Source organism: Nocardioides sp. NPDC051685, assembly GCF_044453405.1.
GTDB lineage: Bacteria > Actinomycetota > Actinomycetes > Propionibacteriales > Nocardioidaceae > Nocardioides.
The window spans coordinates 195050-211116 of the sequence record NZ_JBITCR010000009.1 but is presented as its reverse complement, the minus strand read 5'-3'; the positions used below and the strand labels follow the sequence as shown (position 1 = coordinate 211116).

Annotated in this window: 19 protein-coding genes; 16 read left to right on the top strand and 3 right to left on the bottom strand. The window is 65.9% G+C overall.

Annotated elements, in window-relative coordinates; translation table 11 throughout:
• Positions 1-150: 150 nt before the first annotated feature.
• On the bottom strand, positions 151-960 hold the full coding sequence (tsf, locus tag ACIA03_RS23465) for a translation elongation factor Ts (protein ID WP_396987008.1): 810 nt from the start codon (positions 958-960) through the stop codon (positions 151-153).
• 49 nt (positions 961-1009) lie between these two features.
• The gene (rpsB, locus tag ACIA03_RS23460) at positions 1010-1900 is read right to left on the bottom strand and encodes a 30S ribosomal protein S2 (protein ID WP_396987006.1); all 891 of its coding nucleotides are present in this window, start codon (positions 1898-1900) and stop codon (positions 1010-1012) included.
• Positions 1901-2323: 423 nt separating this feature from the next.
• Here rpsB and ACIA03_RS23455 point away from each other — a divergent pair, with 423 nt between their 5' ends.
• From ACIA03_RS23455 to ACIA03_RS23380, 16 genes are all read left to right on the top strand, one after another.
• Positions 2324-2947, top strand: coding sequence for a peptidoglycan DD-metalloendopeptidase family protein (locus ACIA03_RS23455; protein WP_396987004.1), 624 nt, complete (start codon positions 2324-2326; stop codon positions 2945-2947).
• 229 nt (positions 2948-3176) lie between these two features.
• Positions 3177-3791, top strand: a complete 615-nt coding sequence (locus ACIA03_RS23450; protein ID WP_396987002.1) for a TetR/AcrR family transcriptional regulator — start codon at positions 3177-3179, stop codon at positions 3789-3791.
• A gap of 288 nt (positions 3792-4079) precedes the next feature.
• The gene (locus tag ACIA03_RS23445) at positions 4080-4355 is read left to right on the top strand and encodes a hypothetical protein (protein WP_396987001.1); all 276 of its coding nucleotides are present in this window, start codon (positions 4080-4082) and stop codon (positions 4353-4355) included.
• Between the two features lie 9 nt (positions 4356-4364).
• Complete coding sequence (locus ACIA03_RS23440) at positions 4365-5003, top strand: hypothetical protein (RefSeq protein ID WP_396986999.1); 639 nt, start codon at positions 4365-4367, stop codon at positions 5001-5003.
• Positions 5004-5023: 20 nt separating this feature from the next.
• The gene (locus ACIA03_RS23435) at positions 5024-5248 is read left to right on the top strand and encodes a hypothetical protein (RefSeq protein ID WP_396986997.1); all 225 of its coding nucleotides are present in this window, start codon (positions 5024-5026) and stop codon (positions 5246-5248) included.
• On the top strand, positions 5245-5568 hold the full coding sequence (locus tag ACIA03_RS23430; RefSeq protein WP_396986995.1) for a hypothetical protein: 324 nt from the start codon (positions 5245-5247) through the stop codon (positions 5566-5568). Before ACIA03_RS23435 ends, ACIA03_RS23430 begins: the two co-directional genes overlap by 4 nt.
• On the top strand, positions 5565-6446 hold the full coding sequence (locus tag ACIA03_RS23425) for a DUF1059 domain-containing protein (RefSeq protein WP_396986993.1): 882 nt from the start codon (positions 5565-5567) through the stop codon (positions 6444-6446). The genes ACIA03_RS23430 and ACIA03_RS23425 overlap by 4 nt, the downstream gene beginning before the upstream one ends.
• Positions 6443-7165: a hypothetical protein gene (locus ACIA03_RS23420; RefSeq protein ID WP_396986991.1), complete on the top strand. Its 723-nt coding sequence runs from the start codon at positions 6443-6445 to the stop codon at positions 7163-7165. Before ACIA03_RS23425 ends, ACIA03_RS23420 begins: the two co-directional genes overlap by 4 nt.
• Positions 7166-7251: 86 nt before the next feature.
• Positions 7252-7902 (top strand): hypothetical protein, encoded by a 651-nt coding sequence (locus ACIA03_RS23415; protein WP_396986990.1) that lies wholly within the window; start codon positions 7252-7254, stop codon positions 7900-7902.
• On the top strand, positions 7899-8189 hold the full coding sequence (locus ACIA03_RS23410; RefSeq protein ID WP_396986988.1) for a hypothetical protein: 291 nt from the start codon (positions 7899-7901) through the stop codon (positions 8187-8189). Before ACIA03_RS23415 ends, ACIA03_RS23410 begins: the two co-directional genes overlap by 4 nt.
• Positions 8170-8448: a hypothetical protein gene (locus ACIA03_RS23405; RefSeq protein WP_396986986.1), complete on the top strand. Its 279-nt coding sequence runs from the start codon at positions 8170-8172 to the stop codon at positions 8446-8448. Before ACIA03_RS23410 ends, ACIA03_RS23405 begins: the two co-directional genes overlap by 20 nt.
• Positions 8445-8714 carry a hypothetical protein gene (locus ACIA03_RS23400; protein ID WP_396986984.1) on the top strand — a complete coding sequence of 90 codons (270 nt, stop codon included), beginning with the start codon at positions 8445-8447 and terminating at the stop codon, positions 8712-8714. Before ACIA03_RS23405 ends, ACIA03_RS23400 begins: the two co-directional genes overlap by 4 nt.
• A gap of 450 nt (positions 8715-9164) precedes the next feature.
• The gene (locus ACIA03_RS23395) at positions 9165-11279 is read left to right on the top strand and encodes an MBL fold metallo-hydrolase (RefSeq protein WP_396986982.1); all 2115 of its coding nucleotides are present in this window, start codon (positions 9165-9167) and stop codon (positions 11277-11279) included.
• A gap of 54 nt (positions 11280-11333) precedes the next feature.
• Complete coding sequence (locus ACIA03_RS23390) at positions 11334-11522, top strand: hypothetical protein (RefSeq protein ID WP_396986980.1); 189 nt, start codon at positions 11334-11336, stop codon at positions 11520-11522.
• A 167-nt stretch (positions 11523-11689) separates the two neighbouring features.
• Entirely contained in the window at positions 11690-14020 is a 2331-nt protein-coding gene (locus ACIA03_RS23385) for an ATP-binding protein (RefSeq protein WP_396986978.1), read from the top strand.
• 191 nt (positions 14021-14211) lie between these two features.
• The gene (locus ACIA03_RS23380; protein WP_396986976.1) at positions 14212-15036 is read left to right on the top strand and encodes an SGNH/GDSL hydrolase family protein; all 825 of its coding nucleotides are present in this window, start codon (positions 14212-14214) and stop codon (positions 15034-15036) included.
• A gap of 181 nt (positions 15037-15217) precedes the next feature.
• On the opposite strand, the gene ACIA03_RS23375 is transcribed toward ACIA03_RS23380, so the two are convergent.
• Positions 15218-16060, bottom strand: a complete 843-nt coding sequence (locus ACIA03_RS23375) for an enoyl-CoA hydratase/isomerase family protein (RefSeq protein ID WP_396986974.1) — start codon at positions 16058-16060, stop codon at positions 15218-15220.
• Positions 16061-16067 lie beyond the last annotated feature (7 nt).

Genomic DNA, 16067 nt, shown 5'->3' with positions numbered 1-16067 from the left:
TCGGGCGACGTCGTGCGGGGTGGTGCCGGTGGGGGCGTGCGAAAGGGCCGGTCCGATGGTCACCATTCGGTTCATCGGACCGGCCCTTTCGTCGTACGTTGCTGCTTAACCTAACTGATCACACCTCGCGGCGCGGCGATCAGGCTCGGTTCAGGCGCCGACGTCGAAGCGGGCGAACTGCTTCACCTGCGTGTTAGCGGCGTCGAGGACCTGCTTGACGGACTTCTTCGACTCGAAGACCGACTCCTGGTCGAGCAGGACGATCTCCTTGAAGAACGCCTTGATCCGACCCTCGACGATCTTGGCGACGGCAGCCTCGGGCTTGCCCTCCTCGAGCGTCTTCTTGGTGAGGACGTCCTTCTCCGCCTCGACCACGTCGGCCGGGACCTCGTCGGAGGTGAGGTACTGCGCCTTGAGCGCGGCAGCCTGCTGGGCGGCCTGCTTCGCGGCCGTCTCGTCACCCTCGTAGGCGACCAGGACGCCGAGGCTCGGCGGCAGGTCGGAGGCCTTCTTGTGCAGGTAGACCGTGGTCTCACCCTCGAAGTAGGCCACCTGGCCGAGCTCGATCTTCTCGCCGATGGTGCGGGCGAGCTCCTCGACGGTCTCGCCGACGGTCTTGTCACCGAGCGAGACGGCCTTGAGGGCCTCGAGGTCGTTGACCTTGTTGGCGTCGGCGGCGTCGGCGATCTGCTGGGCAGCGGCGACGAAGCCCTCGTTCTTGGCGACGAAGTCGGTCTCCGAGAGGAGGCTGATCAGCGCGTTGCCGGAGGCGGCGACGAGGCCGGCCGAGGTGGTGCGCTCCGCGGCGCGGGCGGCGGCCTTGGCCGTGCCCTTGACGCGAAGGATCTCGACAGCCTTGTCGAAGTTGCCGTCAGCCTCGTCGAGCGCCTTCTTGCAGTCCATCATGCCGGCCTGGGTCAGCTCACGGAGCTTCTTGACGTCGGCAGCAGTGTAAGCCATGTGTGTCTTCCTCTGACTTGTTAAGTGGCTCTTGGGTGGACGATGAGGCTCAGGCCTCGGCCGGGGCCTCAGGGGTCTCGGCGGGGGTCTCCTCAGCCGGGGTCTCCTCGGCCGGAGCCTCGGCGGCCTCCGCGGCGGGGGTCTCCTCGGCCTTGGCCTCCTCGGCAGCCGGGGTCGCCAGGAGCTCGCGCTCCCACTCGGCCAGCGGCTCCTCGGCGGTGGCGCCCTCGGTGCCCTCGGTCTTGCCACCGGAGCGGGCGATGAGACCCTCGGCGACGGCGTCGGCGACCACGCGGGTCAGCAGGCCGACCGCGCGGATGGCGTCGTCGTTACCCGGGATCGGGAAGTCGACCTCGTCGGGGTCGCAGTTGGTGTCCAGGATGCCGACGATCGGGATCCGGAGCTTGCGAGCCTCCTCGACAGCGAGGTGCTCCTTCTTGGTGTCGACGATCCAGACGGCGGACGGGGTGCGACCCATCTCGCGGATGCCGCCCAGGGTCTTCTCGAGCTTGTCGCGCTCCCGCTTCATCTGCAGGAGCTCCTTCTTCGTGCGACCCGAGCCGGCGACGTCGTCGAAGTTGACCTCGTCGAGCTCCTTGAGGCGGTTGATCCGCTGGTGCACGGTCTGGAAGTTGGTGAGCATGCCGCCCAGCCAGCGCTGGTTGACGTAGGGCATCCCGACGCGCGTCGCCTGCTCGGCGATGGCCTCCTGGGCCTGCTTCTTGGTGCCCACGAACATGATCGTGCCGCCCTTGGCCACGGTCTCCTTGATGAAGGCGTAGCTGCGGTCGATGTAGGCCAGCGACTGCTGCAGGTCGATGATGTAGATGCCGTTGCGGTCGGTGAGGATGAACCGCTTCATCTTCGGGTTCCAGCGACGGGTCTGGTGTCCGAAGTGGACGCCGCTCTCGAGGAGCTGGCGCATGGTCACGACTGCCATGATGTTTTTTCTCCTAGGTGGTGGCCCGCGTTTGCACCGCTGGTGGCTCGACCTTGCGTTTCTCGAGGTCGGGCGGGTGGTCACGGGGGCCGGTCGGGTTTTCAGTTTCGCGTCCATCGAAGGTGATGGGCCCTGACGCCTGCGCGCGGTCCGACCTGAGCGTGCTGCTCGGGACTGAGGGCCGCGCCCGCGGGCGACCGGCGTCTCGGAGCGAGACACCGTCGCGGTCTGCTGGCGTGCGAAGTCAGCCCACAGGGGGCTGCCGGTCCAAGACTAGCCGCCGACGGGGGTCGCGGGCCAATCCTCCGTGACTGGCTCCTTCGCGGGCCGATCGGTGTCCACAGGGGTATCTCGGGACGGGGTTATCCACAGGACGTACGAAGCTCGTTGTGCGGGTCCCCGATCCGGGGTTGTCTGCTCGTCATGACCTCGTATCGCCTCTCCGACCGGGCCCGCGCCCTCGTCGCGGCCCTGTTCCTCGTCGTCCTCATCGCCCCGGCACACCCAGCTCTCGGAACGCCACGTGCCGAGGTGGCGCCGCCCGGCGCCTCGCTGGGTGGGGCTGTGGGTCACGGCGAGGGTCCGAGTCCGGTCGGAGGGGCTGAGGATGTGCCTCAGGGCGAGTGGCCGCTGGCTCCGCAACCGGAGGTCGTGCGCCGCTTCGACCCTCCAGACGCTCCGTGGGGTGCGGGGCATCGAGGAGTCGACCTCCGCGGCTCTCCCGGCCAAGTCGTGCACACCGCGCTCGGCGGCACCGTCGCCTTCGCCGGGTCGATCGCGGGCAAACCCGTCGTGGCGATCGACCATGGCGAGACCCGAACGACCTACGAACCGGTCGTCGCAACCGTGCGCGGCGGCGACCGGGTCACGGCGGGCGCCTCCATAGGACGCCTGTCTACGGCCAGCAGTCACTGCTGGCCCCGGTCATGCCTTCACTGGGGCCTGATCCGCAATTCCGACCACGTCTACCTCGACCCACTCACTCTGGTCGGTGGCGGACCGAAGCCGGTACGGCTCCTCCCCCTGTGGCGCAATCGACGAACCTGACCTGATGCGCTTCGCGATAGATCCCGCTTCTACCTCGAACCGAATCGGTCGACCCAACACGCGGGCCAGCCGCCCAAACCCTGAACCTCATCGTGAACTCGCGGAGAAACGCTAGAGCCGATGGCACCGTAGAACCAGTCGGGAGCCGTCGAAGGTGGCTCTGTCTCACGTGTTCTCACGCAAGGGCCCATCACTACCTTGGGGTGAGAACACTCGCTATATTTGATGCATGGCTGCCACGAAGAGCAAGAACGGGACTCGGACTCCACCCCGCGAGCGACTCTTGTCCGCCGCCGAACTGTTCTACACGGACGGCATTCGCGCAGTGGGCGTCAACAGGATCCTGGAGGAAGCAGGCACGCCCATCATGAGCCTGTACCGGCTCTTCGGCTCCAAGGAGGGGCTTGTCGAGGCCTACCTCCGCAATCGCGACGAGAACACCCGTGCCATGTTCGATCACGAGGTCGACAAGCGCGCCACGACCGGCAAAGAGAAAGTCCTGGCGGTCTTCGACGTGCTCGATCACGTCGTGTCGGCAGACGATTACCGGGGCTGTGCCTTCATCAACGTCGCCGTGGAAATGGCGGACCCAAGTCATCCGTTCGTCGACATCGCAGCTGCACACAAGAACTTTGTGCGTACAACATTCGCGGGCTATCTCGCCGAAGCCGGCATCGAGCAGACTGAGCCGCTCGCGACCCAGTTGCTGATGCTGATGGATGGCGTCTTTGCTGGGGCGCAGATGCAAGCCGACCAAAGGGACCACGCCCGTCACGCGCGCGCCGCAGCGGAATCACTGGTCGACGCCGCCCTTGCGGCCCAGCATGCGCGAATCGCGAGTTAGGGCGTTACGGATACCAATACCACCGCTCCCGCCGTCCGTGTCGGATGGCGGGAGTTCGTTTGGGTCGCAACGACTCTGCTGTCTCCCGCGCCCGGGCCCCACGGTCCCACCGAGCCGATCGCCCTGGGCCCAAGATCGGATTGATCCCGTGTCACCGAAGGAAACTCGAACTGCGTCCTTGACTTGAGAGTGATCGTTCTCTACCGTCGACTGTGACGGAGCCCACAGATGCATGTCTTGTGCCATATCGAAAACGGGCCCGCCCGAGAGAGTCAGGAGGGTCAGGCAGTGGAGTTGGAGCATTCGTTCGCCACCGACGGCGGCGCCGACGTCCCCGACCACCCTCAACTGGCCACGCCTGCGCAGTACGTTGCCGGCCGAGCGAGCCGTACGGGCAACCTCAGCGCCAGGGACGTGGTCGACGAGGTCCCGGCTCCCGATCTCCTACCTCGAGGCAGGACTCGACTGGTCAAGGAGTCGACGACGGACCCGATCATGAACGCCCAGGCGCCTGACAGCATCGTTCGCGTTGGGGCGATCGTGCGGACCTGTTGGGATGCGTGATCCGCTCCTATGCTCTCAAAACTCGCATCTGGCAGACGCCGATGGACACTGATCGCGCTGCTGCTCATTGTCATGATGGGCGTCCAGCCGGCCGCACGAACCGCATCGAAGCCCTCGGAGTCCGACCAGACCGATACTGCGGCCACCACGGCATCCACTGTCGCCGACGGAATGGACGTCCACCAGGATCGGCAACTCGGCGTCAAGTTCAACTATCCAAAGACCTGGCGCGTGGCCCACTCTCGCGCCGACCTCGTGGTTCTGGAGGCTGGGCGTGCCGACGATCTGGTTCTGATCCGAAAGACCATACTGCGCGCAAAGGTCAACGCCACCAACGTCGCCGACTTTCGTACCGTCACCGACGGGATCTTCGGAGACCCAAAGGCGAACCTCGATGTGCTCGACACCGGCAGCGTACAGATTGGTGATCTCCCCGGGGTGTTCTACCTCTACACGTTCCCGTTCGAGTCCGGGCGCGGCATGCAGGCCCAGTATTTCGTATTCGAGGGCCGCAATCTCTACACGCTGGTCTTCCAAACAAGGCGAGCCAAGCGCTTCGCCTCGCTCGCACCATCTTTCGACGTCGTCCTCAAGACCTTTCGTCCGACGGGCACCTTGGAGCCACCCAAAGAATCGAGGTCCAAATGATGTGGTGGTGGATCGCAGACTTGATCGTCGCAGTCGCGCTGCTGCCTGCGCTTGCGTGGTCGATCGCCTCGCTCTTACGACCGATTCGGCAGATGGCTGAACATCTCGAGCATGTGGTCGACGATCTGAACGAGACGGTCGGATCGTTGGACGCCATCCCCGATCTGGCCGAAACCGTCATGCTCACCGGTGCTGGTCGTCCAGGAGCCGAACGATACCGAGAAGCAGTGCGGAGGGCGCGATGATCGCCGTGATGATCGCAGGACTACTCGCGCTCGCCTCCGGGATCGTCCTCATCGTGGGGTTGATGGCGCTCATTCGGCTGATGGCTCGGATATCGGAGGCGCTGACCTCGGTCCGGATCCTTACCGCAACCGTCGTCGGCGCCACCGAGCACGTCGACGAGCACGTACGCGGAATCGGAACCAACGTCAGCGGAATCCTGGAAGAGGCCGAAGGAATCGCAGCATTCGTTGCCACTCTCAGTGAACAGCCACCAACCGCTACCAGCGGTCACTCCCTTGCAAGCGATACGCCCGCCCCCGATCCGCAGGAGCTGACATGACAACTCGCCTTGTTTGCGCTGACCTTGGCTACAGCTGCGACTGGATGACCGCGGGCGCCGAGATCAGCGAGGTCGTTGGGCAGGCGGTTGGCCACCTGCGTGAGGAGCATCGCGTCGCTGTGGACTCTCCGGCCTTGCGAACCTACGTTCAGGCTCACGCCGAGGAAGCTCACGACGAGTCAGGGCAACTGCTTAGCCGCCACCGACTCCCGACACCAGTCGCTCGCGTAGCAACTCGGTATCGCCGCATCACGATGGCCGGACGTGTCTCGATCGTCATGGTGAGCATCGCGGCGCTGCTGATGATCGCTCTTCTGTATCGAACCCAGACCAACGCCGCGGCGATCCAGGAAAAGGCTGCGCTTATCGCCCAGAGTGGCCGCGGCATCAACGAGCACACCGATTCGCTGCTTCAGCTCAACAAGACCAACGAGCTCGCCGGTGACATCCGAGACTCCCTGGCCCCCCTCAACCGGGACATGGGTGAGATCTCATCGCTGTCGGGCGCTGCTGCCTCGAACCTGGAATCGATCAACTCCAGCTCGCGGTCCATCGAGGGGAGTGCGAAATCGATCGACACCAGCACCCGTGCGATCGATCGCGACGTGCGGGCCATCGCCGACGCGATCCCAGCGGTCAATACCAGGCTCGAGGGTATCAACGGCAACGCCGCGGGCATTCTCTCCACCGCGGAATCGCTTGCCCGCGGCATCGATCTCATCGGGTCCGACCTGGACTCGACAGCCGGCCTCGCGACCCAGGTGCTCCGCGACGCCCAAGGCATCCGCACCCGCCTGGACACCACGCGCCATTACGCATCCTGCATCGACAACGGGCTCAACGGCGGCAGCGATTGCGAGAGGAAGCACAACCGATGACAACCACCACGATCCCGACCGATGACGCCGAGGAGCACCGTCAGCTCAGTGACCTTCGCGATCGCGAAGACTACGTGCGCCGATGGGTCAACACCTGGGTCGCGCTTGGTGCGGGCATCGTCGCTGTCATTTGCGCCTACTTGCTGATCATCAGCAATTCCTTGGCTGACATCGACGACAACATGGGAGTCGCACAACGTGCGGTGACCGACTCCGAGGGCAACCTGACGACCCTGCCCGGTCAGCTCCACGCTTTGAACCAGAACCTGGCCGATGTCAGCGACGCCGTCGAACCACTGCCCGGTCATGCCGCCGACATCCGCACGGATCTCGCCAGCATCCAACAAGATGCCGGCACGACCAGTGGCTCACTCGACCGCACGGCAACTCGCCTCACCACCGTCTCGAAAAACCTCAAGGGTACATCGGGAACCTTGGACCCGGTCGCGAAGCGACTGAACGAAACCTCTGCGCTCCTGGCCACAACCCTCGCGAGCACCGGCGACATCGAGAAGAATCTTCGGGCGATCTACGGCTCCTCGGACCAGACCGGTACTCGACGCCTCGGCCGACAGATAAACGCCGTCACCACATCGATCGACGGCACACACGCAAGTCTCACCGACGTGCTGACACTCATCGATCTGGTCAACGGACACCTCTACGGAGTGTGTACCTCCGCACCCATCAACCTTCTCCATGGGAGGCAGGCATGCTGAGAGGCCATCGGACCAGCGGCCGATCGCTGTACGAGCGCGTGATCCGCACGTGGCGCTCGGCCTGGGACACACCCGCGACTACTGCCGTGCGCGCCATCAACATCAACCTGCTCGTCGTCTTCGCCTTCGCGCTCGCGGCACTGATCTTCCTGACCCGCACAGCGGTTTCCACGGCCCAGCTCGATGACTCCATCGAGTCTGCGATCAATCCCGAGACCTCGGGCCTAGCCCGCGACACCCGGCTGATTCGAGAGCTTGACCACACGGCAGCCGCCACGAATGAGATCGTCCGAACGGCGAAGCCGCTCTCGGGCCACCTGTCCGAGACCGCCGTAGCACTCCACAGCGTCCGGAGGGACTTGGCCACCACCGATGACTCCGTTGCCAATATCGAACGCTCCATGCGCGGCATCGACGACTCCGCCGCTGATATGCACGGGCCTGCCGGACGTCTGAGCGATGGGGTCGGTGACATCCGGTCCCACGCTGGCAGCCTCACCACCGCATTCTCCGGAACCGCCGAGCTGACCGCCGCGATGGATCAGGACATGGCCTCGTCCAACGCCGCACTAGCTCGGATCCTGCGCGCGGTGGACGCCCTTCACCCAACTGCCGAAGGCATTGGCAGGGACCTGGTCGCGATCGGCGTACACACCCGACGCATGGAGAACAACGGGATCATCCGACTCGGCAACGTCTTGCAATCCATCCTCAACGACCTCCTTGGGAAGCCATGAACGAGCCCGACCTCACCGGCTGGTACGCCGGCCTTGTCATCGGCGCGGTCGCGATCCTTGCGGTCGTCGTCCTCGTGACCATAATCCTGGCACTCGCCCGCGCAGCGGGATCGAAGTCGAGAGAGATAGCACTCACACTGCGCCAAGCCCGTAGCAACACCGGCGCGATGCCTGACGTCATGAGCATCAACGTCGAGGTCCACCAGATCAACGCTCGGCTTGCCGACCTGAGGCGCAATCTCGACACCATCTACCCGGAGGCCCGCGGTGAACAACACCCTTCCTGACGCGGTCGCCCTGATCTGGGCGATCACAATCGGCATCGGAATCGTGGTGACCATATGCGTCGCCATCCTGCTCTCCCTGCTCCGTGCCTTGCTGATCGACATCGACAACCAGGTCGCAGATGTCGACGCCGAACTCACCGGCCTCGCCCGCAACACCGCAACTAGCGGCCTGCTGCACCGCGCCGCCGGCGGAGTCGCTGCCATGGCGGAGGAGCTTGGACGACACGTCGAGGAACTCGCAGAAAGGTCCGCGCGATGACCGAAATGTTGATCGGCGCAAGCCTCGTCGCCCTCACCGGCTTCTTCGCCGTCCTCTGCGGATTCCTGCACAGCCTCCGGCGCGTACTGGCCAACACAGCGAACCGACTCGGTGGCGCTTCGGCCACAAGCAGCGACGTTCGCCGCAATTGCGCAACCATCGGCCCTGCCGTCCGATCGATGAACATGAGCCTCTACGAAGTCGCCGCACACCTGCTTGAGGCTGGCAACCAGAGCGAAGCACTCGCGGAACGGCCGCGCCCATGACGCCACGACGCTCCGTCGACGACCACCACGGCGATCCCCCTGGAGGAATCGCGCAGATCTCCGTCAGGGATACCTCGGTTCACGCGTGGCAGCTCAGGGGCTTGCCGCCGTTGTAGGTGACCATGTCGGCGAGTGCGGCCGCCGCGTCCAGCGGCGATCCGTTTCTCCACCTTCACATGTCGGCACGAGGGTGCAAAGGGTCGAATCCATCAGTCGTTGGGAACTGGTCGCCATCGCCTCCGCAAGTGCAGCGTCGCCGCTCGACGGAGGTGGTTGCAAGGCCAGATGACCACTGTGGCGCGTCGATACCACTGCCGGGCACAGGCGTACTAGTAGCCGCTACCCGGCGCTTCCTACTGTTGCGATGTCGCAACATTCGACAATCCAATGCGTCCCTCGGTACTTCGGCCGAGGCCCGGGAGAGGAACAGCGGTGAGCGCAGGACAGCGCATGAGAGCCATCACCTATTCCGAGAACGGACCGTCGTCGGTCCTCCGTGTTGCCGATCGGCCGGTCCCCGGACCCGGACCCGGCGAGGTCCGGGTCCGCGTCCTGCGGTCGGGGGTCAACCCCACCGACTGGAAGTTCCGCGCGCGCGTCCCCAACGAGTACGACGAGGTCGTGCCAGGTCAAGACGGTGCCGGACTTGTCGATGCCCTCGGGGAGGGCGTCGACAACTTCTCCGTCGGCGACCCGGTCTGGCTTCTCCTCGCCCAGCACGGACGTCCTTGCGGCACCTCCGCTGACTACACCGTCCAGCCCGTCGAGCGCGTCGTCCCCCTGCCTAAGGGCGCGGACTTCGACCTCGGCGCGTCGCTCGGCGTACCTGCCATCACAGCACACCGCGCCCTGACCTCGACCCAGGACGGCCCCTTCCGGCTCGCCCCAGACGCGCTCACGGATCACGTGGTACTCGTCGCCGGTGGGGCGGGCGCGGTCGGAAACGCCGCGATCCAGCTGGCACGATGGGCAGGCGCTACGGTCATCACGACAGTTTCAAGCGACGAGAAGGCCGCTCTGGCCACCGCAGCCGGCGCTCACCACGTCGTGAACTACCGCACCGGCGATGCGGCCGCCGAGATCCGGGCCATCAGCCCCGCGGGGGTGGACCTCGTCGTCGAGGTCGCCCCGACACAGAACAACGCGCTGAACCTGGCTGTCCTGAAGAACCACGGCACGATTGCGGTCTACGCCGACAACGGCGGCGGCACCTTCTCCCTCGACATCCTCAAGAACATGTGGCTCAACGTCCGGTACCAGTTCGTCCTCCTCTACCCGCTGGACCCGGTCCTCCTCCGGGCGGCGGTCGAAGACGTGTCGGCCGCTGTCGCAAGTGGTGCGCTGCGGGTTGGCGAGCAGGCGGGACTGCCGCTGCATCACTTCCCCCTGGAACAGACCGCTGCGGCCCACGACGCCGTGGAGGCCGGGGCGATCGGCAAGGTTCTCATCGACATCGGCGACCCGGTCCGCTCCGATACACCTGCGGCAACGCCGTTCAGCACCACCCCCACGGCGTACGCAGTGTCGCCGGACTCAGGCAGGCACTGGGCCGACGAGGGCGCCTGGCCGGTCGCCCCGGGCATCCACAGGATCCCACTGCCGCTGCCATCCGACGTACTCAAGGCCGTCAACGTCTACGCCATCGAGACACCCAGCGGGCTCACCCTGGTGGACGGCGGCTGGGCGATCACGGCCGCGCGCGACGTGCTGAAGCGCAGCTTGCGCCAGATCGGCGGCAAGTTCGGCGACATCGACCGGTTTCTGGTCACCCACGTGCACCGCGACCATTACAGTCTGGCCGCAGAAATCGGCGAAGAGTATGGCGCAGACGTAGCCCTCGGAGCCGCCGAAAGGGCCACCCTCGATCTGCTCAACGACCAAGGGCGGCCGCGCGAGTCGCCCCCGTTCTTCGCGAGCCTCGTGAGCGCCGGTGCCGTCGACCTGGCCGAGCAGTGGAACGACCTGCCCGGGGCAGTCCCCGCCCAGACGGTGTGGCGCTATCCCGACACCTGGCTCGAGGGCGACCAAGAGCTCGCGGTCGGAAATCGGACTCTTGATGCGGTCCACACGCCGGGACACACCGCGGGACACTTCGTCTTCGCAGACAAGACGGCCGCGCTGCTCTTCGCCGGCGATCACGTCCTCCCCACGATCACCCCGTCCATCGGCTTCACGATGCCTCCGGCACCCGACCCCCTGGGCGACTTCATGGCCTCGTTGACCAAGGTGCGGGCTCTGCCCGACCTGATGTTGCTTCCAGCCCACGGGCCGGTGGCACCGTCAACACACGCACGGATCGACGAACTCCTCACTCACCACGAGGTGCGGCTGACGAAGAGCCTTGCGACGCTCGCCAACGGCCCTCTGACTGCCTTCGAGGCTGCGCACATGCTCGGCTGGACCCGTCACGAACGGTCGTTCGACGAGCTCGACCAGTTCAATCAGGGAATCGCTGCCATGGAGACCAAGGCCCACCTGGAGCTCCTGGTCGCCCGCGGGCTGGCCACGCGCAGCATCTCGACGGACGGCGCGGTGACCTTCACGCAGATTCCCGTTCAGGTATGAACCCACGTATAACCCCGGTTCTTCCGAGCCTCGGCTGGGCGCACGATCAGGGTCATGGAGTATCGAACCCTGGTCGTCCCAGCCGAGGACGTGGCGCTCTTGCAGGCCGCGATCGACCTTGGCGGCGGCACCATCACGCACAGCTGTCCACTTGGCAACGGCGATGTCGCCGTCACGTACGTCGTCTATCAACCATCCCGGTCAACCACAGCGCGTCACATTGCGGACGTGCCGAGGCAATGACGTCTCAGTACGGAACGTGCCGGAGGCGGACCCCTGGAGACGCGGGTGCAGAGGATGCGCATCGACTCGCGGCCGCGCGTACATTCTGAGTCCAGCGTTGGCGCGAGGAGACGGCCGGGTCACGGTCGATCAGTGACGCGCAGCTGAGCCGGGCATACGCTGGCAATGTGAGCCAGTTGGCCCGTGCCCCGGCGATTTCGTCGAGTCTTCCCGTCGAGCTGACCGAGTTCGTCGGCCGGCGACAAGATCGCGCCGACGTCCGGCAACTGGTGACCGAGGGACGGCTCGTGACGCTGACCGGACTGGGCGGCGTGGGCAAGACTCGGCTGGCGCTGCGGGTCGCACGAGAACTGCAGCGGAGTGTCCCCGATGGTGTCTGGTTCGTGCCGCTCGCTGAGCTGTCCGACCCCTTGTTGATTCCGGAGACGATCGGAGCGGTGCTTGGCATCCACGACCGGTCGAGCGAGGTCGGAACGATCCAGCTTGCCGAATACCTCCGCGAACGCGACCTGATTCTGGTGCTGGACAACTGTGAGCACTTGATCGAGCACTGCGCGATGCTTGCCGACACGCTCCTGCGCACCTGTCCGCGGTTGCGCATCCTGGCCACGAGCAGAGAGCCCCTGCGGATCTCAGGTGAGGTCATCCGTCCCGTCGGGCCGTTGGCAGTCCCGGGAACGCCCACCGAAGATATGTCCCTTCACGACCACGAGGCTGTGCGTTTCTTCGTGGAACGGGTCCGACATGTGGTGCCAGGCTTTGATTTCGATGGCGAGAACAGGACAGCGGTGCTGGAGATCTGCCGGCATCTCGAAGGCATCCCCCTCGCTCTGGAGCTGGCCGCTCCGAGGCTGCGCTCGATGTCCCCGGCCGAGCTCCTCGAGCGCCTTCGGGATCATTGGGAGCTGCTCGATCTGGGCGACCGCAACGTCCCCGAACGGCACCGCACGATGAGTGCGTGCATCGAGTGGAGCTACGCACAATGCTCGCGTGCGGAGCGCCGGATGTGGACGCTGCTGTCGATCTTCGCCAGTGGCTTCGAGATGGACGCGATCCACTATGTCACCCGCGGCGACGACCCGTCTGCAACGCCGGAGTCGATCGCCCTCCTAGCTCAGGCACTCGTGGACAAGTCGATCCTCACGACGGAGTTCGTCGACGGCCGCACGCAGTTTCGGATGCACGAGGTGTTGCGGCAGTTCGGGGCGGCCCATCTTGCGACTGCGGGCTCCACGGCCCCCGTACGGCAGCGGGTCCTCGACTTCTACGTCGCGTTGCTGCGGCGTATAGATGAGGACTGGATGAGCCCCCGACAGATCGGCTGGATGCGCCGGATGCGGAGGGAGGATGCCAACATCAGAATCGCACTCGAGTACGCGTGCTCGGAGATCGGTGCGGCCACGGTCGGTCTGGAGCTGGCCGCCCGGATGCGCAAGTACGCCATGGCCTACGGCGCATTCACCGAAGTGCGGTACTGGCTGCGCAGACTCATCGCGCTGGCGACCGACGACAGCCTGGTACGACTCAGAGGGCTGCGCGCCGCGTGTGTGCTGGCCGCGCTTCAGGGCGACCGGGAGTCGAGCGCGACCCTCGCCTCCGAGGCTCGCGAGCTTGCAGATCGGCTTCCTCCGGAAGCCGCCTGGCTGGCCGACCAGGCGACCGGTTGGCACCTGATGTTCCTGGGCGACCACGAGGCTTGTGTGGAGAGCCACGACCGTGCCCTGGCAACTCTTCTCGAGCACGGTGGTGCCCTCCGCGACATCGCGGAGACCCACACGCTGATCGGCATGTCGTGTGGCTTCGCCGGTGACCTGACACGAGCCGCCCGATCCCACGAGCTGAGCCTGGAGATCTGCGAGTCCAGCGGTGAGTCGTGGTGCCGGTCGTTCTCGCTGTGGCATCTCGGTCTGGTCGTCTGGGCGGGTGGGGACCAGGTCACGGCGCTCGAGCTGGAGGGGAAGAGCCTCGCGCTCAAACGGCGCATGGGCGAGCGGCTCGGACTGGCCCTCTGCCTCGAGGCGTGTGCCTGGATGCACGCCTCGGACGCTCCTGTGCGAGCTGCCACATTGCTCGGCGCGGCCGACCGCCTCTGGCGCTACATGGCGACCTCGCTCGAGGCGCTACCTGGGCTCACGTCGTTGCGGCAGCGCTGCGAGTTGGCGTTGCGAGAGTCCCTCGGGCCGGATCCGTACGAAGCGTCGTACGCCGCAGGACTCGCGATGGACGAAGACGCCGCGATCAGCTGCGCGCTGAGCGAGGAGCCGACCTTGCAGGCATCCGCCGTGCCCGTGACTGCGTCCGGGCTCGCGCGTCTGACCAGACGAGAGCGGCAGGTCGCGGAACTGGTCGCGACGGGGCTGACAAATCAGGACATCGCCAGCAAGCTCACTCTCTCGCGGCGGACCGTAGAAGGCCATGTGGAGAGAGCTCTGACCAAGCTCGGGTTCACGTCGCGGACGCAGCTCGCGGTCTGGGTCTCGGACCAGTCGAGGCCTTGATCAACGGGCCCGATCACCTGCATCTGGGTGGTAGAGCGCACGTCGCCGCTGAGACGGGGCGCCCGACGCAACGTCGACCGTACGTAGGGAACAGGTACAGACGTGCGTAGTCCCCCCGTGGCAACGACGAGCTGGCGGATCTTCAATGAGGTCAAACGCCTCAGCCGACCTGCACAGAAAGGCATCCCGCCATGGCGACCTCGACAACACATGACTGCGTCCGGTTCATCGCGCTCGGTGACTCGGCCTCCTGCGGGGTCGGCGACCCCACACCGGACGGGTGGCGCGGCTGGGCACAGATCCTCGCTGACGCCCTCGACTCCGAGGATCGGGTCTTCTGCAAGCTCGCGACCCCCGGCGCGACCGTCGCCGACGTGCGGCACCACCAACTGCCCGACGCCCTCGCTCACCGTCCGGACATGACATCGCTGGTTGTCGGGCTCAACGACGCGATGCGCTCGACCTGGGATCCTGACCGTGTGCGGGCTGACCTGCTCCACTGCGCGGATGAGCTGGTTCGCCAGGGCACGCTGCTCCTCACCGTCCGGTTCCATGACCACACCCGCGTACTAGGCCTTCCGGAAGTGTTAGCGCGACCGATGCGTCGGCGGATCCAGATCCTCAACGACATCTACGAGGAGGTCCAGGGAAGGTACGGCGGCCTTGGGCTCGACCTGGCGGCCGACCCGCTCATCTACGACCGCTCCTTGTGGGCCTTCGACCGTCTGCATCCCTCAGAGCTCGGCCACCGCTGGCTTGCCCAGCAGGTCGGAATACTGCTCCGCGCTGAGGGCGTGGCCGTTCGATTGCCGTCGCTGACCTGTACCAGCGCTCCCTCTACCCCGCGCGATGCAGTCCGAACCCTCGTCCACCACATCGTTCCCTGGATCTGCCGCAGGGCGCGCGACCTCGGCCCGGCCGTCATTGCGGCCGCTGGACGCCACACGCGGGATGCCCTGCTGACACGGCCGCTCGAGACCAGCGCTCGACTGTGGCGGCCTGAGGGCGGGTTCTGAGGCGTTCTGTGCAGGCAGAAGCCGCAGCCCGTCTTGCGACGGACGACCCGCGTTCTCCATCCCCTGCCGGTGGCGACCTCCGCGACTCCGGCACCCATCAGAGGCCACCCGCTACGCCGTGAACCCGCGCGGGTGCACAGCGGGTGCACAGCGGGTCCACGGCGGAGCGGCGGGGAGTCGGTCAGACGCCGGTGCTCTCCGGGTAGGGGCCGTTCTCGATGTAGTCGCGGCGCTTCTCGAAGGGCAGGTCGAGGAAGTGGATCATCGACGCCTTCGCGTCGTCGGACTGCATGGCCTCCATCCAGAAGAGGCTCTCCATCTCGAAGCCGGCCTGGATGTTGGTGTCGAAGCCCTTGTAGATCGAGGCCTTCGCCTTGGCGATGCCGATCGGCGGGAGCTGCGCGATCTCGCGGGCGATCTCGAGGGCGCGCGCCGGGGCGTCATCGACGAGCTCGGTGACGATGCCCATGTCAAGGGCCTCCTCGGGGGCCACCACGCGACCGCGGAGGATCATGTTGAGCGCCTTACCCAGGCCGATGAGGCGGGCGAGACGCTGGCTCCCGCCCGCGCCGGGAATGATGCCCAGGCGGACCTCCGGCTGGCCGTAGCGGTAGTCGCCGCGCTCGCCGATACGGATGTCGCAGGCCAGCGCCAGCTCCTGGCCGCCGCCCATGGTGTCCCCGTTGAGAGCGGCGATCGTCACCTTGGGAAGTGCGGCGATCTGGTCGAGGAGGGCCTTGAACTGACGTACGATGTCAGCCGCATACCGAGAGGTCTCGGGCGACTTGACGATCAGCTCGTAGATCTCCTCGACGGAAAAGTGCGTGAAGTTGCCGACCTCCTCGGGCCGCGACTGGAAGATAACCGCGCGGTACTTCGGGTCAGCCATCACCGGGACGAGCTTGCCGAGCTGGTCGAGGCTGTTGACGTTGAGGTAGTTGAGCGGAGCGGACGAGAAGGTCACGACCAGGACGCCGTCGGCATCCTCCAACGTGAACTGTTCCGTGGATTCCGGCAGGGACATGAGCAAA

What these genes read in the sequence shown, in the direction of transcription:
- ACIA03_RS23390 (WP_396986980.1), top strand. Translation starts at nt 11,334, where the DNA reads ATGGAGTATCGAACCCTGGTCGTCCCAGCCGAGGACGTGGCGCTCTTG.
- ACIA03_RS23425 (WP_396986993.1), top strand. Translation starts at nt 5,565, where the DNA reads ATGACAACTCGCCTTGTTTGCGCTGACCTTGGCTACAGCTGCGACTGG.
- ACIA03_RS23450 (WP_396987002.1), top strand. Translation starts at nt 3,177, where the DNA reads ATGGCTGCCACGAAGAGCAAGAACGGGACTCGGACTCCACCCCGCGAG.
- ACIA03_RS23410 (WP_396986988.1), top strand. Translation starts at nt 7,899, where the DNA reads ATGAACGAGCCCGACCTCACCGGCTGGTACGCCGGCCTTGTCATCGGC.
- ACIA03_RS23455 (WP_396987004.1), top strand. Translation starts at nt 2,324, where the DNA reads ATGACCTCGTATCGCCTCTCCGACCGGGCCCGCGCCCTCGTCGCGGCC.
- ACIA03_RS23380 (WP_396986976.1), top strand. Translation starts at nt 14,212, where the DNA reads ATGGCGACCTCGACAACACATGACTGCGTCCGGTTCATCGCGCTCGGT.
- tsf (WP_396987008.1), bottom strand. Translation starts at nt 960, where the DNA reads ATGGCTTACACTGCTGCCGACGTCAAGAAGCTCCGTGAGCTGACCCAG.
- ACIA03_RS23420 (WP_396986991.1), top strand. Translation starts at nt 6,443, where the DNA reads ATGACAACCACCACGATCCCGACCGATGACGCCGAGGAGCACCGTCAG.
- ACIA03_RS23440 (WP_396986999.1), top strand. Translation starts at nt 4,365, where the DNA reads ATGCTCTCAAAACTCGCATCTGGCAGACGCCGATGGACACTGATCGCG.
- ACIA03_RS23395 (WP_396986982.1), top strand. Translation starts at nt 9,165, where the DNA reads ATGAGAGCCATCACCTATTCCGAGAACGGACCGTCGTCGGTCCTCCGT.
- ACIA03_RS23430 (WP_396986995.1), top strand. Translation starts at nt 5,245, where the DNA reads ATGATCGCCGTGATGATCGCAGGACTACTCGCGCTCGCCTCCGGGATC.
- ACIA03_RS23375 (WP_396986974.1), bottom strand. Translation starts at nt 16,060, where the DNA reads ATGTCCCTGCCGGAATCCACGGAACAGTTCACGTTGGAGGATGCCGAC.
- rpsB (WP_396987006.1), bottom strand. Translation starts at nt 1,900, where the DNA reads ATGGCAGTCGTGACCATGCGCCAGCTCCTCGAGAGCGGCGTCCACTTC.
- ACIA03_RS23400 (WP_396986984.1), top strand. Translation starts at nt 8,445, where the DNA reads ATGACCGAAATGTTGATCGGCGCAAGCCTCGTCGCCCTCACCGGCTTC.